17 protein-coding genes and 4 tRNA genes are annotated in these 20,758 nt (G+C 52.5%); 3 read left to right on the forward strand and 18 right to left on the reverse strand.

Annotated features, from left to right (window positions below):
* Positions 1-85 precede the first annotated feature (85 nt).
* The 7 genes from AC2IBB_RS23455 to AC2IBB_RS23485 all read right to left on the reverse strand — a co-directional run bounded on the left by AC2IBB_RS23455 (position 86) and on the right by AC2IBB_RS23485 (position 8,583).
* On the reverse strand, positions 86-1,471 hold the full coding sequence (locus AC2IBB_RS23455; protein WP_486329139.1) for a DUF1329 domain-containing protein: 1,386 nt from the start codon (positions 1,469-1,471) through the stop codon (positions 86-88).
* Positions 1,472-1,705: 234 nt separating this feature from the next.
* A complete protein-coding gene (pepN, locus tag AC2IBB_RS23460) occupies positions 1,706-4,366 on the reverse strand; it encodes an aminopeptidase N (protein ID WP_486329140.1) in 2,661 nt (886 codons plus the stop codon).
* Between the two features lie 44 nt (positions 4,367-4,410).
* Positions 4,411-5,238 carry a DUF2797 domain-containing protein gene (locus AC2IBB_RS23465; protein ID WP_486329141.1) on the reverse strand — a complete coding sequence of 276 codons (828 nt, stop codon included), beginning with the start codon at positions 5,236-5,238 and terminating at the stop codon, positions 4,411-4,413.
* 86 nt (positions 5,239-5,324) lie between these two features.
* Positions 5,325-5,609, reverse strand: a complete 285-nt coding sequence (locus tag AC2IBB_RS23470) for a YeaC family protein (RefSeq protein ID WP_486329142.1) — start codon at positions 5,607-5,609, stop codon at positions 5,325-5,327.
* Positions 5,610-5,818: 209 nt separating this feature from the next.
* Positions 5,819-6,694, reverse strand: a complete 876-nt coding sequence (locus AC2IBB_RS23475) for a rhomboid family intramembrane serine protease (RefSeq protein WP_486329143.1) — start codon at positions 6,692-6,694, stop codon at positions 5,819-5,821.
* Positions 6,695-6,698: 4 nt separating this feature from the next.
* Positions 6,699-7,688: a metallophosphoesterase gene (locus tag AC2IBB_RS23480; RefSeq protein ID WP_486329144.1), complete on the reverse strand. Its 990-nt coding sequence runs from the start codon at positions 7,686-7,688 to the stop codon at positions 6,699-6,701.
* 4 nt (positions 7,689-7,692) lie between these two features.
* On the reverse strand, positions 7,693-8,583 hold the full coding sequence (locus AC2IBB_RS23485; RefSeq protein WP_486329145.1) for an NAD(+) kinase: 891 nt from the start codon (positions 8,581-8,583) through the stop codon (positions 7,693-7,695).
* A 171-nt stretch (positions 8,584-8,754) separates the two neighbouring features.
* On the opposite strand from AC2IBB_RS23485, the gene AC2IBB_RS23490 reads away from it, so the two are divergent.
* Positions 8,755-9,675, forward strand: a complete 921-nt coding sequence (locus AC2IBB_RS23490) for a DUF1853 family protein (RefSeq protein WP_486329146.1) — start codon at positions 8,755-8,757, stop codon at positions 9,673-9,675.
* Positions 9,676-9,684: 9 nt separating this feature from the next.
* On the opposite strand, the gene AC2IBB_RS23495 is transcribed toward AC2IBB_RS23490, so the two are convergent.
* From AC2IBB_RS23495 to AC2IBB_RS23505, 3 genes are all read right to left on the reverse strand, one after another.
* The gene (locus tag AC2IBB_RS23495; protein WP_486329147.1) at positions 9,685-10,626 is read right to left on the reverse strand and encodes a 1-aminocyclopropane-1-carboxylate deaminase/D-cysteine desulfhydrase; all 942 of its coding nucleotides are present in this window, start codon (positions 10,624-10,626) and stop codon (positions 9,685-9,687) included.
* 3 nt (positions 10,627-10,629) lie between these two features.
* A complete protein-coding gene (locus AC2IBB_RS23500) occupies positions 10,630-11,946 on the reverse strand; it encodes a zinc ribbon domain-containing protein (RefSeq protein WP_486329148.1) in 1,317 nt (438 codons plus the stop codon).
* Between the two features lie 367 nt (positions 11,947-12,313).
* A complete protein-coding gene (locus AC2IBB_RS23505; RefSeq protein ID WP_486329149.1) occupies positions 12,314-14,362 on the reverse strand; it encodes an oxidoreductase in 2,049 nt (682 codons plus the stop codon).
* A 206-nt stretch (positions 14,363-14,568) separates the two neighbouring features.
* Here AC2IBB_RS23505 and AC2IBB_RS23510 point away from each other — a divergent pair, with 206 nt between their 5' ends.
* Positions 14,569-15,624, forward strand: a complete 1,056-nt coding sequence (locus tag AC2IBB_RS23510) for an AraC family transcriptional regulator (RefSeq protein ID WP_486329150.1) — start codon at positions 14,569-14,571, stop codon at positions 15,622-15,624.
* A 271-nt stretch (positions 15,625-15,895) separates the two neighbouring features.
* Here AC2IBB_RS23510 and AC2IBB_RS23515 read toward each other — a convergent pair.
* The 7 genes from AC2IBB_RS23515 to AC2IBB_RS23545 all read right to left on the reverse strand — a co-directional run bounded on the left by AC2IBB_RS23515 (position 15,896) and on the right by AC2IBB_RS23545 (position 18,491).
* Positions 15,896-15,972 (reverse strand) — tRNA-Asp (locus tag AC2IBB_RS23515).
* A 24-nt stretch (positions 15,973-15,996) separates the two neighbouring features.
* A tRNA-Val gene (locus AC2IBB_RS23520) sits at positions 15,997-16,072 on the reverse strand.
* A gap of 36 nt (positions 16,073-16,108) precedes the next feature.
* Positions 16,109-16,185 (reverse strand) — tRNA-Asp (locus AC2IBB_RS23525).
* Positions 16,186-16,205: 20 nt separating this feature from the next.
* Positions 16,206-16,281: transfer RNA gene (locus AC2IBB_RS23530), tRNA-Val, on the reverse strand.
* A gap of 221 nt (positions 16,282-16,502) precedes the next feature.
* A complete protein-coding gene (gene gloA / locus AC2IBB_RS23535; RefSeq protein WP_486329151.1) occupies positions 16,503-16,883 on the reverse strand; it encodes a lactoylglutathione lyase in 381 nt (126 codons plus the stop codon).
* A gap of 185 nt (positions 16,884-17,068) precedes the next feature.
* Positions 17,069-17,407 (reverse strand): hypothetical protein, encoded by a 339-nt coding sequence (locus tag AC2IBB_RS23540; RefSeq protein WP_486329152.1) that lies wholly within the window; start codon positions 17,405-17,407, stop codon positions 17,069-17,071.
* Positions 17,408-17,639: 232 nt separating this feature from the next.
* Positions 17,640-18,491, reverse strand: coding sequence for a DUF2846 domain-containing protein (locus tag AC2IBB_RS23545; protein ID WP_486329153.1), 852 nt, complete (start codon positions 18,489-18,491; stop codon positions 17,640-17,642).
* A gap of 272 nt (positions 18,492-18,763) precedes the next feature.
* On the opposite strand from AC2IBB_RS23545, the gene AC2IBB_RS23550 reads away from it, so the two are divergent.
* On the forward strand, positions 18,764-19,423 hold the full coding sequence (locus AC2IBB_RS23550; RefSeq protein ID WP_486329154.1) for a hypothetical protein: 660 nt from the start codon (positions 18,764-18,766) through the stop codon (positions 19,421-19,423).
* A 90-nt stretch (positions 19,424-19,513) separates the two neighbouring features.
* Here AC2IBB_RS23550 and AC2IBB_RS23555 read toward each other — a convergent pair whose 3' ends face one another.
* Positions 19,514-20,410, reverse strand: coding sequence for a hypothetical protein (locus tag AC2IBB_RS23555; protein ID WP_486329155.1), 897 nt, complete (start codon positions 20,408-20,410; stop codon positions 19,514-19,516).
* Positions 20,411-20,758: the final 348 nt, after the last annotated feature.

The raw sequence follows: 20,758 nt of genomic DNA on the forward strand, positions 1-20,758 counted from the left end.
GTCTATGCCCACATCTTCCTTTTGCACATCGCGCCTCACGGCGCCCCTTAAAAAATTAGCCGCTGTCGCACCAACTGCAAGCGCTCTAGCGTATCCCGCGCCGCCGCAGCGATTGCGGACTGAAGTAACGGCGGTCTGGAACCTCGTTGGTGAACACCCGCGTGGAGCGCTCTTCGCTATCCAGGCCCTGCACGTGATATCTGCGCGCCTGCAAATCGTAAAACACGTCCAATGCCGTCCATGTGGAAGGCAATTCATAAAAATTCTTCAGGAACGCCATACTGACTCGCCACAGCTCACCGCGGCCGTCATATTGGTCCACTAAGGCGATATTCCAGCTGTCCTCATCGATATAAAACACACGCCGGGAATAGATATGCCTCTCCCCTGACTTGAGTTTGGCCTCAACCACATGCACCCGGTGCTTCTCAAAACGGGTGTAGTCAGGATTGATATGGGAGACGCCCAGTACATCCGCATACTTCAACCCCGCCTGAGATATTTGGTAGCTGTTGTAGGGAATATACATTTCCTTCAGCCCCAGATAATTCCAGTCGTATCTATCCGGAGCGCCGTTGTACATATCCGTGTCATCCGCCGTACGCAAGTTATCCGAGGCGGCGATCGGCGAGTCATAGGCCAGATTAGGCGCCCTTCTGACCCGTCTTTGTCCGGCGTTGTAGCCCCACGCCTGTCGAGGCTCTTTTACCTGATCCAGTGTTTCATGCACTAACACTGCGCCGCCAGCAAGGCGCGCAGGAGAAATCGTAAAGGAGAGGTAATAGAACAGGATATTCTTCAGATCTTTTTCGCTGCCTTCTGGATTATAGAAATTCCAGAAGACTTCCTGCTGAGAATTGACCAGGGTGAACTCGCCGTTACGCTGCACCGCCGTTTCCGACGCGCGCCGGGTGACAAAAACGCCGCGCCAGCGAGTAAGGTGATTCCAGACAGTCTGTAGCGCCTTGCGTTCATTCGAACCATGCAACACCGGGAAGGGGATGCCCCCGTATGCGCCAGTAACGCCATTTCCATCTTTAGTCAGGTCGGCTTTGACTGCGTTTTCATAGGTGTTCTGGTTCACCCAGTCCGGCGCGGAATGAGAGCGGCGGGTGGCGTACACGGGAATCTTGAATGTAGTGGGATAAGTCTTAAATAGCGCCTGCAACCCTTCACTCAGGTACTTTTCATACTTAGTGAAGTTCTGAGCAGTAATCGTTTCTTTAGGCTTGTCTTCCTTAAAAGGGTCTGGGTGGTGCTGCCCCGCACGCTGATATTCTTTTGGCGGCTGGGCTATCCCCCCTTCCCAGCGAGGAATATCCTCACCATTGCCTTCTCGTATTGCGCCAAAAGGAGTGAGTTCTCCCGTTAGTTTTTTCGCCTCAGTGGGGCTCACCGCCGCCCCTGCGCAGGCGGCATAGAAGGAAAACAGCAACAAGCTTCCAAGCAGTATTTTTTTATTCTGCATCATAGATACTCTTATTCCTAATCGAAGACAGCTGGATTATTGAACGACTCTTTCGGCTGACGCGGCGCTCAGCTGAGTGATTGAGCGCCGGACTGAGAGGTCCCCTCCTGCTTTATTCTTATTTTGCTCTGCTTCAACAGGGCTTTATTGTATGTAAAAGCTTAGTTCAGCAAGTAATTTTGTCTATTCCTCCGATATTTAACGGACATTTATCGACATTTTCTCTACAAATTACGCCTATTTCAGACTTTTTGACACCACTTCGTAGGCATCTCTTGATAAGCCCGGATGCGCCATAATCTCCTGCAACTCTTTCTGCATGAGCGCAGAGCGCTGCGGCTCCAATTTACGCCAGCGAGTCAGTGGCGTCAGCAGACGGGAAGCAATTTGCGGGTTCAAGCCATCCATCTTTATGATCCACTCGCGCAGGAAGCGATAGCCAGAGCCGTCCGCTGCATGAAAGTGACGCCAGTTCTGGCCGCCAAAGGTTCCAATCACGGAACGAACCTTGTTTGGATTGCGCTCAGAGAACAATTCATGCGCCGTCAACGCCTGGACACTATCCAGTGCGCCATGATGCTCGCTGGCCGCCTGCACGCTGAACCATTGCTCCATGACCAGCTGGTCTTTCTTCCACTTACACAGGAAGTCGGCCAAAGCGGATTGCGCCGCTTCAGTATCCGGACCGTTCACCAGCGCGGCCAAGGCGCCGAATTCATCCGTCATGGTCTGAGCCTGCTGCATCTGCAGCTTCGCCAATGATACGGACTCTTGCGCATTCCCCTGCGCAAGCAGCATCAAACAAGCGTTTTTATAGGCGCGCAAGCCCATGGAAACGCTATCCAGTGCATTGCCTGACTGGGCGTGCAGTTGACGGTATTTACTCAACAACAGCTCCGACAAAGAGGCGCCGATTCTCTCATGTACCCGCCGCCGGGCGTTGAGGATGGCGTCGACATGAACCACCTCGGCCTGCTCCGCCAGCAACGACACGCCAGGAACCTGAACCATTTTCGCCAGCATAGCGTGGTCGCCTTCGTCATCCAGCAACACCTGACGCATCGCCTCAATGTAGCGCTCGTCAATGTCCGCCTGCTCTCCTTTCAGTTCCGCGTCAATCAGCTCGTTGAAGACGGAAAGGGCTAACTTTTGCCCTGCATCCCAGCGGTTGAAACCGTCGCTGTCGAATGACATGAGGAAAGTGAGTTGATTCCTGTCGTAGGGGTAATTCAATCGTACTGGCGCAGAGAAACTGCGCAACAGCGAAGGCGTCGGTTTTTCCGTTACGCCGGTGAAAACAAAGCTTTGCTCGGACTCTCGAACCTGCAGGACCCGGGTAAAGTCGCCATCGACGCCAGAGGCTTCGCCCTCACCTGATTTCAGCGTCAAGGACATGTCTTTGCCCGAACGGTCCAGCAGACCAACCGCCAACGGAATCTGGAACGGCTGCTTTTCCTGTTGCCCCGGAGTGGGTGGGCAGCTTTGTTTGACATCAAGACGGTACTCTTCCGTCTCCGCGTCATACTGGTCCGTCACTGACACGACAGGCGTTCCGGACTGGCTGTACCAACGCTTGAACTGGGAAAAATCCTGACCGCTGACTTCTTCCATACAGGCGACAAAGTCATCGGTAGTCACCGCCTGACCATCAAAGCGGGAGAAATAAAGGTCAGATCCCTCGCGAAACTTCTCCGCCCCCAGCAAGGTGTGCAGCATGCGCACCACTTCACTACCCTTCTCATATACGGTCAGCGTGTAGAAGTTAGAGATTTCCATATAGGAATCCGGTCGCACCGGATGCGACATAGGACCTGCATCCTCGGCGAACTGCATGGTGCGCAACAAGGCGACGTCTTCAATGCGCTTAACGGCGCGCGAATGCATGTCCGCAGAAAATTCCGCGTCGCGGAAAACAGTAAAGCCTTCCTTCAGGCTCAACTGAAACCAGTCACGACAAGTCACCCGATTGCCAGACCAGTTATGGAAGTATTCGTGCGCAACGATAGCCTCAATACGCTGAAACGCCCCATCCGTGGAAGTCTCCGGGTTCGCCAGCACGCAAGACGAGTTGAATATGTTCAACCCTTTGTTTTCCATCGCGCCCATATTGAAGTCGCTGACGGCGACTATGTTGAAGATATCCAGGTCGTACTCACGGCCGTACACCTCTTCATCCCAAGTCATGGAGCGCTTGAGAGAATCCATGGCGTGGCTGCACTTATTCAGGTCCTGCGGCTCAACATAGATCCGCAGCTGCACTTCGCGACCGCTGATGGTTGTGAAGCTGTCTTCCACCCATTCCAAGTCGCCAGCCACCAACGCGAACAGATAGCAGGGTTTCTTGAAAGGGTCTTCCCATTTCACCCAATGGCGATCTCCGCTCTCACCTGAGGCGACAGGGTTGCCATTGGACAGCAGCACAGGATAACGACTCTTCTCCGCCTCAATAGTGGTGGTGAAAGAAGACATCACATCCGGGCGATCCAGATAATAAGTAATACGACGAAAGCCTTCCGCCTCGCACTGAGTGCAGAACATGGAACTGGAGCGATACAGCCCCTCCAGGCAAGTGTTCTCCTGCGGCTTGATCCAAGTGACGACCGTCAGCACGAACTGCTTGGGCAGGCGCTCCAGTCTTAGCGACTCCTCGTCAAGCTGGTACTCATTCGGGTTCAGTGTGCGGCCGTCCAGCAGCAGGCGCTCCAACTGCAATTCAACGCCATCCAGCTCCAGAACATCACGGAACGCATCGGCGTCAGGATTACGCCTGATATGCAGCTGGGAAGTGACTCGGGCCCCATCTTCGAACAGTTGGAAGTTCAGGTCCGTGGCGTCGATCAAAAAGTCCGGTTTGCGATAATCTTTCAGGTATATAGTGCGAGGTTGACTTTCTTTCATAGTAATTATGCTCAAGTGTTCCGTGGGCGAGCTTCCATATAGGCTCAGACGGCGACTGAAACTTCGTATGACGTAAATTTGCGAATATTAATGCAGCCAGTATCCAAAATCAGATACTGCCCTTTGATACCCAGTAATGTACCACTAACTTCCGGCTCTTTTTCCGGGTTTAGACTAACCACCTTCTGCGGATACTGCATCACTGGAAAAGCAATGTCGACCACATCCGCAGACGTCAAAATTTCCATGTTATCCGCCCCTTCAGCGCAGCGTAAGCCTTCCAGCGCACCTTCCAGCTCGGCGAGCAAACGGTCTCTTTCCGCAATCAAATCCAATGGTTCCGGATCGCCTTTAAGCATCGCGCGCCAATTAGTTCTATCCGTCACCGATTGCCGGAATACCGCCTCCACCAGACCGGACATCCGACGCGTGGTGACTTCCATGATCGGCAAGGCCTGTGTCGCGCCCTGGTCAATCCAGCGGGTGGGTATCTGAGTTTTCCGGGTGATGCCGACTTTCACTCCCGACGAGTTGGCGAGATACACCACATGAGGAACCATGCAGTAGGTTTCCCCCCACTCAGGCTCCCGACAAGTCCCGGCGAAGAAATGGCATTTTTCCGGGCTCATAATGCAGCTGTCGCAACGCGCCAGTTTTTTGAAGCAAGGAAAACAGAAGCCTTGACTAAAGCTCTTTTTGGTGGAGCGGCCGCAGTGATTACAGACAATCTTGCCGCTAAATTTAATCTGAAGTGATTTGCCGAGCAGAGAGTTCAACTCCACTCGTTCATCGCCAACCACCAGGCTGTAGTTGACGGGGTTGTCGAGCTGGCTGAACATTTTCTCCAGACAGCCTTGAGCTACTTCCCTCAAGTGAGTCCCCTTGGTTTTTTATTCATCTCTCAATTATTGTTATTGTCGAAACGCGCGCTCCCGTCGCGACGGAGGCGAAACTTCGATCAATGCTTGGAAACGCCGCTTTCAGGCGTCCATACGCCAGAGGAAGATTCCGCCGCGGCCGCCTTCAAGGCGCATGGCGTCGGCCGGTCTCTTTCTATATATCCCACCCGTTGATCTTCAGGCACATCGTGGGAAATTTCGTAGGTAATGAGCGCCTCCATGCAGAGTTCTTTCTGTTCCATTGATAACTTCTTACCGTCCGGCCATTTACCCAACTCCAAGGCTGTTTTCATAGCCTCATAAATCTCTGGAGTCAGGTTTTTTACTGCATTTTCAAAGGACATAAGGGGTCTCCAGCACAATGTTGCGGACTATAACATAAGGGCGATCCGACATTTCAATAAAATTCTGGTGAAAAAGTGTTGACTTACAAATGATAATCATTATCATTTGCATTGTGTGTTTGATCCCACACAGCTCTCATCAGAGTATTCACAGCTACTTGGGGGATGCGCATCAACGGACGCTGGAAAAATCAGCTCTGCAATTTGGTTTATCCGTTATGCTCCGTTGGTGCCTTCCCCATCTTTTTTCCTCTTGTTTTCAGCCATAGCGCCATCGTAGCGAAGCCAAACCAAAAACCAAAAACGTGCGCCGTATTGGCGAAGATGTAGCCTAATTTCTCAGGCAGCCCTACCATTCCCGCCAACATTGAAAGAATACATGCGACGATAAAAAAGAAAGGGGCCCAGATTTTTCTAGCTGGAGCAAATGCAAGGCCGGCGGCATGAGCCCCAATAAATGCATACCCCACCCCCGAGGCTCCACCAAAATAGGGGCCCGCCACCAAATATTGCGCCAAATTGCTTAAAAGCGCCCCGCCCAACACGAAAGCAAAGTAACCCCGCTTGCTGAAAAGCGCTTCCAAGCTTCGGCTTAACATCCAGATCGCCAAGATATTTCCCAGCCAGTGCAGTACGCCAAAGTGCACCCAGAAAGGCGTCACCATGCGCCAAAACGCCCCGCCCTGCAGAGTGACGATAAGAGATCTAACCCTGTCCAATATGTCGTCATAAGGCAGAAGAGATCGATCAATAATAAGGAGCTTACTAACAACTTGCTGGTTATCGCCAAAGTTAGTAATGCAGGCGGCAATAACAAGCGATATGACCAAAATGACGCTGCACGGATAATCGTAAGCCTGAGCAAGCAGCGTCCTCTTCTTCAAAGAGGTATTATTTTCTGCGGCGGCGCCCTTGCGAAAACTGTGGTATGACTCCAGCGCTAGAGACTTAACAGCCGGATCATCCACCCACATCTCCTGGCGCGCCCCATTTTGCTTGAAGGTTACGGGGACGCCATTGCTATGCAGATAACACCGAAGAGACTCTATGTCTTCATCAGCAAGAATGTCGCAGACTTTCTCCATGCACTCAGCGCCCGGCGGCGGCCCCCGCGTCACGCATCACATCCACCCAGACGAAGTTATCCGCAGCCAGCTGACGGTCCCCGGCTTCCAACCGATAAGCCACCAGCTTGCCGTATTTCACTGCGCTGTAGTCCAGACAAGCGAGATTGGGCCGAATAGGTCGTGGAGCCCCCTGTAGCCAATAGTGCCCCACAAACAGCGGCGGTTCTTCCAGGCCGTAAAACAGCAGCATGCGCCGCTCTCGCTCCGTCAAACGCCGCTCCGCGACCTCATCGGGCAGCGCATCCGGCTGAAATACCACATCACCGTATGTCTCAGGCTCCGCTTTCCAGAACTTGGTGCGGAAAGCGGTGCGAACGAAACCATCGCTGCTGCGAATGGACATGCCATCAGGGAGCTTCATATCCGTGCCGCGCAGCAAGCGATCCATCACATGGCCGGCAAAGCTGTCGCGAACGGTGGAAGCATGCAGAAAGTCCTCCGTAATAAGGCCGTCGGGGTGGAGCCCTAAAAACTGGGATATCAAGCCGTGATCCCAGCAAGCATGCACGACTCGGAAGCTCTGGTCGTCTATCACCAGCGGCAGTGTCATGAACCACTCAAGAAACTCATTCCACTCATGGCCATAGTTAGCGAACTGGTCCAGCGTTTCCCGAATCAAACGCTCATGACGGGGCGTATGCTCACGCAGATAGGTGTGTGTACTGCCCGGTCGCGCCCTGGTGCAATACCCCAGCGCATTGTACTCATGGTTGCCCATAACGATACGAGCGCTACCATGCTCCACCATATCCCGCACAATATGCAGCGCCTCGCGGATGCGAGGGCCGCGGTCGACGATATCGCCGACGTAAACCGCCTGACGATGCTTGTGACTGTATACGCCGTTGATTTTCCGGTAATCGAGCTTCTCCAGCAAAGCCTCCAGCGTTTTAGCGCATCCATGGACGTCGCCGATGAAGTCAAAGCCTCGGTACTTCTGGCTCTCGGACATTAGACTACTGCCCTCCCTGATCTCTACTGCTTGACCAGCCCAGCTTATCCCGACAGATCTGATAGAAATTATGGCTCATGGGATGAATCAGACGCAGCTTCTGCGGCTTCTTACAGATGGTGACCGTATCGCCCGGCGCGCAGGTGACGTGCGTCTGCCCATCGCAACTGACGTGAGGATAGGTTTCGTTGTAATCGCCGATAATGATCTTAATTTCGCTGTTGCCGTCCACCACAATTGGACGACTGCTCAGAGTATGGGGGAACATGGGCACCAGCACGATGGCGTCGAGACGGGGGTGCATGATCGGCCCGCCTGCAGACAACGCATACGCTGTAGACCCGGTGGGTGTGGAAACAATCAGTCCATCGGAACGCTGGCTGTTGACGAACTGCCCTTCGATATAGAGATCAAAGCCGATCATACGTGTGGATTTACCGGGATGCAGAACAATGTCATTCAGTCCGCATCCATAACCTACGGGCTCGCCATTGCGTTTGACGTATGCGTCCAGCAAGAAGCGGGATTCTTCGACATACTTGCCAGACAACACTTCCGCCAGTTGGGGCTCCATTTCCGTTGGGGTAATATCGGTAAGAAAACCCAGCCTGCCGCGATTGACGCCGAGCACCGGCACATTGCATCCCGCCAGCGCCCGCGCTGCGCCCAGTAAACTGCCATCGCCGCCTACTACGATCACCAGGTCGCAGATTTCTCCCAGCATTTTCTTACTGGATACCTGTACGTTATGACCCGGCAGCACCGCTGCGGTGGCTTCTTCCAGGATCACCGCGTAGCCTTCGCCGACCAGATAGTTTTTAAGTCGCTTTAGCGTTTCCACCACCTGAACGCTGCCCATCCGGCCCAGCAAACCGATATTACGAAACTGTTCCATACATGCCCTTAATCAAGCGTTTTTGTTATGTTACCCAAACTGCCCCGGCTTGTATGCGCCTTAAGGGCGGTTTTTGTCTACATCCACACCCTCGCAGCTCCGCTGCAGACCAGTCCGCTACGGTGCTCAGCGAGCATAGAGCCGGCAAGGGTACTAACGGAAGTTTAATTTGTGAAGCGAACGCCTCTGCAACTACTTCGAGATTTACAGTGGACCTGTGATAGCCCGGAGCTGGCTGTCATTCCAGGTATGGAGCCAGTTCAGTTTGATCATCGCGCGCCAACCGCCCTGAACGACAAAGATTCATCCCTGACCAAAGACCTGATAAACATGGAAGGAAACATAAAAAGCCATTTTCTGGGCCCTTACTTTGAAACACTTTGGCGTTTCGCCGTTGATCGAGTCAGCCCCTGGCGAGTAATTGCCCATGGCTTGCAAGTAAAGGACAGGAAAAAGACTTACGGCGAATTTGATTTCATCCTGCAGGCGCCCGATGGACACTACGCACATCAGGAAGTCGCGATCAAATTTTACCTCGGCTTATCGACGCCATCTGCGAAAGGCGGAGACGCTCACTGGTTCGGCCCCAACTATCTGGATCGACTGGATCTTAAACTGAATAAACTGCTCAGCAGCCAGATTCTGCTTTCGGAAATACCCGAGGCCAGACAGGCGCTGGCGCAACTGGGCGTCAATGAAGTCCGTCGCCAAATCGTTATGAAAGGATATCTGTTTTATCCATTGATTGAGCCCGGCAGCGTCGCCGCCCCTTCGCTTGCCTCCCCTGATCACTTATGCGGCGGCTGGCTGCCTGTCAGCGCACTGTCTCAATTGGAGGAAACAGCCTCAAGCTGGATACTCCTCCCTAAGTCACACTGGCTATCTTCACTTTCAATACATCCCGACGATCAGGCTCCAGTCATGAGCTGGCAAAAGTTATACAGGGAATTGAACTCTACTGAAGGGAGCAGTCGTCCACGGATGTTGATCGCACTGGCGGAATCGCCGGAGGGTGGATGGCTGGAAACAGCCCGATATTTTGTCGTTAGCGACGACTGGGCGGAATCAGCCAGGGCGACATTGAGCTATTAGTGGGAAGAATCAACGTTGATCAAGAAAACCCCGCACTCCCTGCATACCGCCAGTGTGCACCAGTACGACATCCGAGCCCTTAGGAGCCTCGCCGCGACGCAACCAGTCCAGCGCCGCATACGCCATCTTCCCTGTGTAGACAGGCTCCAATTCAACGCCAGTATGGCTGGAGAAATCCTGAATAAAATTCAGCAGCTCCGCATTTGTCCTGGCGTAGCCGCCAAACTCATAGCCGTGCAGGAAACGAAAGCGAGTTCCTGACCGTTGCTTATTCAGAGTCAGCAACTCCTCGACCTTATCTGCAATAGAGTCGCCGGCGCGCAACACGGGCACGCCGACCACCTCATGGGGTGAGCCAGCGGCGATGAATCCCGCCATCGTACCGCCTGTGCCGCATGGCAAGAATATAGACGCAGGCGTCAAGGCAAAATGGGAGTAGATCCGCCGCCCCCACTCAGACACCCCTTTCAACGCTAGCGCACTGCTGCCGCCTTCAGGGATAACCATTAACTTGTGCGTATCGATAAATTCTGACAAGCCCCAGTTCGCGATGCTTTCCTCCAGCCAAACCGGGTCATCCTTGTGGCGATACGCCTCATTGCTGACAAACAACAAGCGCATCCCCCAGTTCTGAGCTTCTTGCAAGGTTGGCGTCAGCTCACGCCGCCAGGCGCCGCGCACAACGCCGAAAGTGGGAATATTCAGCATACGCCCCGCCGCAGCGAGCGCGTGCAAGTGGTTGGAGTAGGCGCCGCCGAAGCTTAACACCCCCGATGCTTGGTTTCGCACGGCTTCCAGCAGGTTGTATTTGAGCTTGAACCACTTGTTGCCAGACACGAACTCATGAACCAAGTCGCCCCGCACTATCCATAGACGAATGTCAGCGCGCTCAGCCAGCGGATGGCTGAGCGATTGAATCACGCAATCTGGTTGATAAAAAAGAGAGGACACGAACTATTCTTGATGCTTCTCGCAGCGGTTGCTTTCACCAGCAACAAACTCCGCCGGCACAGTCACACGAGAAACACTCTCGCCACACAGGCCCTTACCGGGAACTTCATGTTCGCAAACGGCGTTCTCGTAATGGTCCAGCCACTCCTTGTAATGCCGCTCCGTCACAAAACAACGCTCCGCCGCATAGGCGATAGGGTTCTGCACATAACGCAAGACATCTTTTGCCGGAATGGTGATATGTCCTGCGCCGGGGTGATAGACAACAAAAACAACATCCAGTTCAGCAAGCTTATTGAGGATGTCACCGCCACCTTCATCCGATTCATCCTTCAGGGTTTGAATCTCTTGACGCAGCTGCTCCTCACGCTCATCCCGGTAGACCAGTTCCGCCTCACGACGCTGCAACTGTTCTTTCACAATCGTCAGCTCACTTTCCAAGCGTTGCTTCAGACGCTCAGCTTCCTCGCCGCCGTCGCTCTTGCTAAGTTCCTTCTCCAGCATCGATTGACGTTTCTTGAATTGCACCATCTCCTCTTGTAGAGACAGATATTGGTCGCTGCGTTTCTGCAACTTAATCTTGGTCTGGTCATAAAGCACTTTGGTGTGCTGGACGCTTTGCTCCATATCCTGCACTTTGGTCTTCAGCGCTTGCATTTCCAGCCGATGCTGCCGGTTAAGCTCTTCAATTTCCGCTTCGTGCTGACTGTTCAACGTCTTGATGCGCAAGCGCTGCGCTTTCAGCAGGCGCGCCAGTTTCGTGCGATGAACCCGCTCCTGCTCCTCCAACGCGGAAGTCGAAGCCGCCGTTTGTGGAGCAGCCTGTGTGGGAGTCAGAACAGGAATATCCTCCTCTTCTTCCAATACTTCGCCAACCACCTCGAAACCCAGGCGATTTTCCTGCAACGACTTTTTGATTACCTGAAAGTCGTTCCCCCCCGGCTTCATATCCGGGTCCCACAAATCCCGCTGATGCCAGGAGATAGCGCATTGACTGCGACAGGCAAGTCGAACCGGGCCTGCGCCGAGGTCCGGACCGGAGCCAGAAATTTTCGCCAAGCGCTTCAGAGGGACGTTCCACTCCGAATCCGCGATGCCTTCTTCATCGAAGTAGACGTTGAAAAATACCAGCGCTCGAGGTATCAACTGTTTGTTAAGCTCTGCATAAACCGCTGTTATTTCCGTATCAGCCAGATCATTCAGAGCCACCACGCCGTCCAATATGGCCTCAAATTCCGAATAGCGCATTTGCCGCGCTACATACTGATCCTCCAAGAAGAGAACCGCTTCGTAAATATCATCTTTTTGAGGTTTGGGCATGCCGATGTCCTAGATAATAAGCCCTTCTTTCTTTGCTTGTTTTTTTAAGCTGCGTTGTCCAGTAGCCCATAGCCGATGTTGTTATTTTTTGTAAGCGGAACAACATAACAGAAAATTGTTTCGTTAGCGCTTACCAAGCGTTTAAACACCAATATTTTTTTGCTCCTGGGCCACTTAAAACCACTCCGGCGCATTGATTGATTAATAATGAAGCTGATGAAAACTTAGCACGCAACCTTGGAAATGTCAGTCAGACAGGTCGCGGCCAGTTGGGGAAAGAGCGCACAAACTAAGCCGAATGGCTTGGTTTGTGCGAAATGAAAGGCTTAAGAGGGCTCAGCTCAGCGCCAGCCCCTGAAAGGTCGAATCAGATTTCCGCCGCCAGTCGGCTGCCCTGATTAATTGCACGCTTGGCGTCCAGCTCCGCAGCGACATCCGCGCCGCCAATCAGATGCACGGACACGCCCGCCGCCTCAAGCGGCTGCTGCAGCTCACGCAAAGGATCTTGTCCTGCGCAAATAATCACGTTATCCACGGGCAACAGCTTGGCCTCGCCATTAATGTTTACATGGAAACCGTCATCATCGATTTTGACGTATTCGCAGCCAGCGACCATCCGCACTTGCTTATTCTTTAGTGAAGCGCGATGAATCCACCCCGTCGTCTTACCTAAATTCTTGCCAGGCTTGGAGGTTTTCCGTTGCAACAGATAAACCTCTCTGGGCGACGGCTCAATATGCGCGTCAACACCTTGCACGCCGCCACGATGCTCCACCCCAAGATCCACGCCCCACTCTTTCATGAACGCAGAAACGTCCAGGCTGGGAGACCTCCCTTCGTGAGTAATAAATTCACTGACATCAAACCCAATGCCGCCAGCGCCAACAACAGCAACCTTCTTCCCTATCGACTTACGCCCCAGTAACGCATCCAGGTACCCCATCACTTTTGGATGTTCGATCCCTTCTATTTCGGGTATACGGGGAGAAACACCGGTCGCTAGAATCACCTCGTCGTAACCGCCAGCCTTCAAGTCTTCCACATTCACACGAGTATTCAGGCGCACATCGACATTATGTTTCTTCAGCATACGGTCAAAGTAACGCAAGGTTTCATAAAACTCTTCTTTACCCGGAATCAGCTTAGCGACATTGAACTGGCCACCGATCTTATCCCCACCATCAAACAGAGTTACATCATGCCCTCTCTCAGCGGCTACCGTAGCGAAAGCCAGACCAGCAGGTCCTGCGCCGACAACCGCCAGTTTTTTCTTCGCATTGGTTTTCACATAGACCAGCTCGGTCTCATGACAGGCGCGAGGATTCACTAGGCAGGAAGTCAGCTTCATCTGAAACGTGTGATCAAGACAGGCCTGATTACAAGCGATACAGGTATTGATTTCATCCGCTCTGTCTTCCGCCGCCTTTACGACAAAATCCGCATCCGCCAGGAAAGGGCGAGCCATAGAAATCATGTCCGCATCGCCATCCGCCAGCACTTTTTCCGCAACATCCGGCATATTGATACGGTTAGTGGTCACCAACGGAATGTTGACATCTTTCTTCAGTTTCGCCGTTACCTTGGTGAACGCCGCTCGCGGCACCATAGTCGCGATGGTGGGGACGCGCGCTTCATGCCAGCCGATACCCGTATTGATAATGGTGGCGCCCGCCTCTTCGATCTTCCTGGCCAGTAGCACCACCTCTTCCCAGTTACTGCCGTCGTCAATCAGGTCAAGCATAGAAAGGCGGTAAATGATGATAAAGTTCGGACCGACTCGCTCACGAACGCGGCGCACCACCTCTATCGGCATGCGAATGCGGCTCTCGTAGTCGCCGCCCCACTTGTCAGTCCGCTTGTTGGTGTGACTTACGATGAATTGGTTGATGAAATAGCCTTCCGAGCCCATGATTTCAACGCCATCGTAGCCCGCCTGTTGCGCCAGAGCAGCACAATCAGCATACGCGTCTATCTGCTCATCCACTTCTTCAGTGGTCAGCTCGCGAGGCTTAAACATATTGATCGGAGCCTGAATAGGCGATGGAGCCACCAGTTTGGGATGATAGGCGTAGCGCCCCGCATGCAGAATCTGCATACAGATCTTGCCGCCAGCTTCATGCACGGCTTGAGTGATAATCTTGTGTTTTTCCGCATCCGCGTCGGAGTCCATTTTGGAAGCGCCCTGAGCAACTGCGCCTTCCGGATTCGGAGCGATACCACCGGTTACAATCAGACCAACGCCGCCTCTCGCACGCTCAGCATAAAACGCCGCCATGCGCTGAAAGCCGTTCGGAGACTCCTCCAAACCCGTGTGCATGGACCCCATGAGGGTGCGGTTGGCGAGGGTGGTGAAGCCCAGATCCAAAGGGGCCAACAGATGCGGATACTTACTCGCGCCAGATGAATTCTGTTGCATGAAACACTCCTGAATATTCACTTTAATGAGCGGAATACCGATTAGGACGCGGCTTCCGCCTCGAGTTATACGCAGCGACCAAGTCTGCGGGAATTGCCATATAAGTTAGCCTTGCCTTGAGGAACAGCCAATATCTTTAGATAACATTTTTTTATCTATAAAATACACAGGACACTCTATTTAAACCCCACTCACAGGAGATCCGCATGCAGCTCGGCGACATATCCGTCAATTTCGTTGATCTAATGCGCGAAGCCTGCCTCCGACTAAATGTCGACCCAACGCCAACCCTTAATGAATATAGCGTCACCCCTGAGATACTGGCCTCCCCCAAGGCGCGCGTCAGCATTTCCCGCTTCATGCGCATCGGGCAGGCTCTAATCGGCGCAGCTAACCAACCGGCGCTAGGGCTTTTTATGGGACAGGCGCTACGCATCTCTCACATGGGACTATCCGGCTATGCAGCGATGACCAGCCCCAATCTGGAGCGAGCCATTCGGCTATGGATTCATTATGAAAGTCTGAGCAGCGTCAACAAACGAGGCAGTAGCCGGTTTTATCTGACGGAAGAAGGCGGCGTCGCCCAGTTTTACTCCATCAGCCCTTATAACGAGTTCAATTATTTCGTGGTGGACTGTCTGCTTAGTGGTTGGAGCGCTTTGGCGCATTGGATTACAGGACAAGAGCGATTACTTAAGGAGGTGGAAATCGAATTTGAAGCGCCGCCTTACGCCCATCATTATCAGCAAGCTTTTAATTGCCCCGTTAGGTTCGCACGCACCCGTAACGCACTGATTTTCCGTAAAGAAGCACTCTCTCTTCCTTCTATTTACGCAAATCCAGCCACACACAGCGAAATTGTGAGCATCTGCAATCGGGAACTCACCACCCTGGTGGGTGCAACCAGCCTGACTGAACGGGTCAAACAAATAATCACGCCCATGCTGCAGGGACGCGAAGTGGGTCTAGCTGAAACCGCAAAGCAGTTAGGCCTATCGGAATGGACACTACAAAGACGATTAAGAAAGGAAGGCGTTCAGTTTCAACAAGTCCTGGATGAGACTCGCAAACAAGTAGCTGAAACTTACCTCAAAGCCACAGACCTAACGATTGGCGAAGTCGCCTATCTTTTGGGCTTTTCTTCGCCCGCAGCATTTCATCGGGCATTTAAGAGGTGGTTTGGCGTCAATCCAAAACCTTTCAAGAACCAACAAATTTCTGGCAGCAAGGACGGAGACACAGCAACAGGCGAAAATACCTGAGAGACAAGAATAGACTAAATTAAAGCTCTACAGCGTCGTCAACGAACTCATCATCGTCAAACTCTTCATAATCAATATCAATGAGATCATCAATATACTCTTGCATGGTTACCACTCCTTGTTAATGGTTATAGTCCAGACTACAAAACCGCCATGTCAAAAAGATGACAAAGAAGAGAGATAGAGTAATTTAGAAGGGGCGCTAAATTAGTGATTTAAATCAGAAAATTAGGAAACGAAGTGAAATCAGGAAAAAACAAGGGAAGAGAGTTGGCGGAGCGGACGGGACTCGAACCCGCGACCCCCGGCGTGACAGGCCGGTATTCTAACCAACTGAACTACCGCTCCGCGAAAATCCATCTTTGGGTGAGATGGTGGGTGGTGCAGGGATCGAACCTGCGACCCTCGCCTTGTAAGGGCGATGCTCTCCCAGCTGAGCTAACCACCCAGTTCCAGATGAACTGGCTCTTGATTTTAGAGAAATTGGCGGAGCGGACGGGACTCGAACCCGCGACCCCCGGCGTGACAGGCCGGTATTCTAACCAACTGAACTACCGCTCCGCGATCTCTACTTCAGAATTTGGTGGGTGGTGCAGGGATCGAACCTGCGACCCTCGCCTTGTAAGGGCGATGCTCTCCCAGCTGAGCTAACCACCCCCGCTTCACTCTGAATCAAGAGGCGCTTCCGAATCAACCCTGCGAACCGCTTGGCTGCCCCGTGAAGACGATGCGCATAGTACTGATCGCCCCATGGTGTGTCAAGCGCATTATTTAAAAAAGTTTTTACAATGAGTATTTCGCTGAAAAGTCGATCAAAAGCGCCACATTACAGCGCTTATTCGATAGAAAAATAAAAGCCTAAGTAGCCAGAAGAAAAGTTAGCGCTGGATCAGCTCGATCATATAGCCATCAGGATCTTTGACAAACGCAATAACTGTAGTTCCGTGCTTCATCGGACCCGCTTCCCGAACTACCTGCCCGCCTTTTTCACGAATAGCGTCACAAGCCTGGTATGCGTCTTCTACTTCTATCGCGAGATGGCCAAAGCCGTCACCCAGTTCATAGGAGTCGGTATCCCAGTTATGAGTCAGCTCAATGGCAGAGTTCTCCGATTCCTCGCCGTAACCGACAAAAGCCAGCGTGAAGCGGCCATCTGGGTAATCTTTGCGCCGCAACAGACGCATCCCCAATACTTCAGTATAAAACCCGATGGAACGACCAAGGTCGCCTACCCGGATCATCGTGTGCAATAGCCTCATGATTTTTTCCTAATCACTATGAAAAACGCGGGCGCCTTAACATATCCGCAAGCACTAATAATCAGGCGGACTAATAGCTTCCTTCTATTTGTCCGCCTCCCGCGGCTGGCCGCCGCGCAGGCGCATTCATGCGCCTAGTTATTGACAAGCCAATTTCATTGCCATGTTAATAACGCCCCATAGACTCAGCCTTGGATATCCTGGCGCACAATGCCGGAGTCACTCAGGTGTCGCGCAGCACACGACTTCTCCTCCAGTCGAGCCGACTCCACATTGGAGCGACGGCAATCCGGGATTGCCTTATCCGCTAGCGATTGGTTTATGGAATCAAAGAAGTGATGGGCTGAATCGATGCTTTGCCGCACCTTCGGCTCCAGCGCAGCACTGATGCGCGTCGCACCAGCCAGCCCTCCTTTCCCGGTTTGCAGCGCCTTATCATAGGCCCTGGTGTATACATCCTTCACACGGTCAACAAAGCTTCTGGTCTTTTGCACTTGGTCTTGAAACATGGTCGTCACGCTCATAGTTCAGTAAGTCCTTTTTCTGTTTCCTGTCCGCTGTTGATTCATCGCCGCTTATATTAAAAATTAAGCGACTGAAATCCTTACCCATATTTCAGAAGCGCAGCGTAGCCGCCGCTTCTGCTTCAATCGAAGCCCTTACAGTAAATGATAGATGTTAAACCCAGATGTCACCCTATGAAACTGGATGACGGCGTGGAATTGAAAATTTAATGTGGCGAGCGCCTCTCCATCCTCAAAACGGCCACCACCAGGAAGAACTCTCCCCTTCCGCCAGCTCCGCCTTATAGGCTTCCTTACGTTTATCCAATTCGCGCTGCATAGCATCCGTCTTCAGCCGCTTGGTCGGTCCGCCGCCGCACATATAGATACACCACCACTTGTCCGGACGATAATGCCCCTGCTCTTTCAGCCTTTCAATTTCCTCCGCGCGGGCGACTTCAATCTCTTCCTGCTCCTGCTCGAATGCATACTCTATGTTTTCTTTTACTATAGAGACGGCGGCGTGATTAGGCGCCAGCAGATCGCTGTTCAGAAAACGAGTCTCCACAATTTCGTTGTAGGCGAACTGCGCAGCCACTAACTGCAGATCGCCTTCCGCCCAGGGGGAATCTGTTTCGATTTCCGGGTTTGGATCTGGCTTGCTGATTTCAGAGTAACGCAGGTAATACACTTTACCCGCATCAACACTGAGAGTTTGATCTGTCATATTGCTAAGAGTAAACCCACCGATCCCCTCAAAGCCTAACAAGGGTCTGCGCATGGTGATGCGCCTTTCGCCCGGCGCCACCTGCAGCCAAGTGTAACTGTTGTCGCGAAAGTTAAAGTACTGGCTATCGTCGACATACACACTGGGCGACTCAATTTCTTCAGACGCCCAATCACTGTGAGGCCTGTAAAAATAGATTAGCGCAGATGTCTCGCTATCCCACTTAGAATCAGGAATATGCACAAATTTGGGGCCGCTGACCGGATGCACAAAGGCTCCTACGCTCTTCCCTACCGATTGATAGATCTTACAACCGCTTACGCCAGCCGCTGCTATAAGCAGAAGGACAAACGTTTTAACGCTCAGGTTTCGCTGCATACCCGCTCCCCCATGAATAAGGGCGTCGTTTTCATGACCATTTCGCAAATCATGGCTCTTGTTAATAGAGACGAAAGTCTGCGCAGGAGCGCGCCGCCCTGCGCCACGGACTCTCGAAGATGGAAAGGATTCTAGCAACCGAATTCGTCGCCGGCTGAGAAATGGAGCAAGTATTCGCTACAACGAGTTACTTTGTACTACATTTCTTTACAGTCAGCAGTTCGCCAATAGACAGCCCGGACTGCAATGACATATCTCTATGTGGTCAGGGAATGAAAGATTTAAGCCGTATTTTGAAGCGGCTCCACATTCCCACACTGTTGAGTTGCTACAATCCATCCAAAACCAATTATAAAAACGCGCAATGGTCACTACTCATGAACGACTCGGATGTCCTTTCCACAGCGCCTGATATACACGTCAAACGCTCTCTCAAAGCTGTTCTGTCAGCGCTACTGCTTGGCGCTTCCTTGAGCGTTTATGCGGAAGAGCTTCCCTACGAAATGGAATGGAAGCCCCTGGATGAGCCCTCTACAGAAGCCAGCGTTCACATTGAACTTGAAGACGGCCGGGCTCTCGACATCACCTTTTCCGAAGCGCAAATTAACTATATCCCGATTGCCGATACGGTGGAGCGCTCCACTCTGGATTCAATCTCTCTCGCCCTGCTTCAGAACCCACAATTATCAGACATTTTCGTTCCTGGACTATTCGCCCCTCCCGCCGCGGGAGGCCCGGTTTATGAAGAAGCTCAGAGAGCGCGAAATGAGGAAAGAGAGGCGGCTCTGTACGACCCAAACAGGCTGGCGACGCTGGAAACATCCGTGGCGGCGGCGCTACTGTTTCGTCAATATGTCGAGGTGAGAATCGAGCCGCAGTTTCAAGCAGTGGACTTTGATGCGACCACGATCGTCAACACGCCGCGGCCGTAAGAGTAAGAGTAAGAGTAAGAGAAGACTAAAGCATTGATTCATGCGCTGCGGGAGCGCGCCTAAGGCTCGCTCAGGCGCAATAGCGCAGGCTTATTTCTGCATGGATTTCAGTTGCAGTCCAATTTCGTTCATACGGCGATCCAACTCAACAAAACGCTGCACCAATTGGTTACGCGTAGCGTCTATGGCGCTGACTTTCTTCTCAAGCTCCTTGAGATTACCGTCCAGGTTCTGCTCATTCATTTTGCCGATCATGCGCTCAAGCTTGGCGAGTACCACTGTTTGCTCCGACAAAGATTTCTCCAGCTTGTCGGAACTTTGCTTCAGAAGCTGCCCCAACTCGCCCTGCTTCTTCTCCAACGCCTCATCGGTGCGCCCCATATCATCCGCCAGCGCGGAAATCTGCAACGCCTGCGCTTCCTGTGACTTACCAAGGTTCTCGCCAATAACTGTCAGGCCGCTTAACTCTCCGCTTAATGCTTTGATTCGCTCCTGCGATTGCTTTAAATCACCCTGCAGGGCCGCTAGCGCTTTCTGATTATCTTCAATCAACTGCTTATTGCGCTTATTGGACACATCCCACAGCTTGCGGATTTCAGAGTCCAGCGTCTTCAGTTCCCTGGCCATTTCATTACCGCTCTGGGCCATAGTGGCGTCGGTCTGATTGATCTGCCCTTCCAGCCGCGCAGTCACCAGTTTGCTTTGGGAAATGTACTGTGTCGCCTGTTCCAGTTGGCTCTGCAGCGACTGAATGGTTTGCTGCTGGTTTTTGACTTGCCAATAACCAATAAGCGCAAACGTCAGCACTAGAATAAACACAAAGACAATCGCCCACTGGGCGGGGCGGGATAGCCTGACATAAGCCTCCACCTGAGTTTCCTCGGCCGGCGGAGCCTTTTTTGGCTCAGCAGGTTTCGCCGCAGGCGCTTTATGGCGCTGTGATTGAAACCGGTCAACCTCGTCTTTTTCGGGCTTAATTGTCTCCATGTATCCTCGCTAATGGGCTGTATTTATATAGTGTATCGGCAAACGCCCGGTTCTGCGCGGTTGCGCCATGGCATTTTAAACAATGCCGAAGTTTCCGTACACGCGCCCTTAATCCAGATTTACCTTAATTTGCGCCAGAACAGGCATGAAGCAACCCGTTATTATTCCGTTTTTCCCGGGCCAGATAAAGACGCCGCCCGCACAGAACAACTTGGCTTGTGGCGAGGGCCAACAAGGGGCCGCTTTCGTTTGCATCCCATGTACCGACTCACTAAACTATGCGCCTCTTTTTTAAACAGTATGCCTCTACCACCCGCAAATTCGCGCCCCATAGGCGAATTTAACCAA

It is taken from the genome of Hahella sp. NS-SX17, assembly GCF_057367735.1.

What these genes read in the sequence shown, in the direction of transcription:
- AC2IBB_RS23455 (WP_486329139.1), bottom strand. Translation starts at nt 1,471, where the DNA reads ATGATGCAGAATAAAAAAATACTGCTTGGAAGCTTGTTGCTGTTTTCC.
- pepN (WP_486329140.1), bottom strand. Translation starts at nt 4,366, where the DNA reads ATGAAAGAAAGTCAACCTCGCACTATATACCTGAAAGATTATCGCAAA.
- AC2IBB_RS23470 (WP_486329142.1), bottom strand. Translation starts at nt 5,609, where the DNA reads ATGTCCTTTGAAAATGCAGTAAAAAACCTGACTCCAGAGATTTATGAG.
- AC2IBB_RS23475 (WP_486329143.1), bottom strand. Translation starts at nt 6,694, where the DNA reads ATGGAGAAAGTCTGCGACATTCTTGCTGATGAAGACATAGAGTCTCTT.
- AC2IBB_RS23480 (WP_486329144.1), bottom strand. Translation starts at nt 7,688, where the DNA reads ATGTCCGAGAGCCAGAAGTACCGAGGCTTTGACTTCATCGGCGACGTC.
- AC2IBB_RS23485 (WP_486329145.1), bottom strand. Translation starts at nt 8,583, where the DNA reads ATGGAACAGTTTCGTAATATCGGTTTGCTGGGCCGGATGGGCAGCGTT.
- AC2IBB_RS23500 (WP_486329148.1), bottom strand. Translation starts at nt 11,946, where the DNA reads ATGCCCAAACCTCAAAAAGATGATATTTACGAAGCGGTTCTCTTCTTG.
- AC2IBB_RS23505 (WP_486329149.1), bottom strand. Translation starts at nt 14,362, where the DNA reads ATGCAACAGAATTCATCTGGCGCGAGTAAGTATCCGCATCTGTTGGCC.
- AC2IBB_RS23510 (WP_486329150.1), top strand. Translation starts at nt 14,569, where the DNA reads ATGCAGCTCGGCGACATATCCGTCAATTTCGTTGATCTAATGCGCGAA.
- gloA (WP_486329151.1), bottom strand. Translation starts at nt 16,883, where the DNA reads ATGAGGCTATTGCACACGATGATCCGGGTAGGCGACCTTGGTCGTTCC.
- AC2IBB_RS23540 (WP_486329152.1), bottom strand. Translation starts at nt 17,407, where the DNA reads ATGAGCGTGACGACCATGTTTCAAGACCAAGTGCAAAAGACCAGAAGC.
- AC2IBB_RS23545 (WP_486329153.1), bottom strand. Translation starts at nt 18,491, where the DNA reads ATGCAGCGAAACCTGAGCGTTAAAACGTTTGTCCTTCTGCTTATAGCA.
- AC2IBB_RS23550 (WP_486329154.1), top strand. Translation starts at nt 18,764, where the DNA reads ATGAAAGATTTAAGCCGTATTTTGAAGCGGCTCCACATTCCCACACTG.
- AC2IBB_RS23555 (WP_486329155.1), bottom strand. Translation starts at nt 20,410, where the DNA reads ATGGAGACAATTAAGCCCGAAAAAGACGAGGTTGACCGGTTTCAATCA.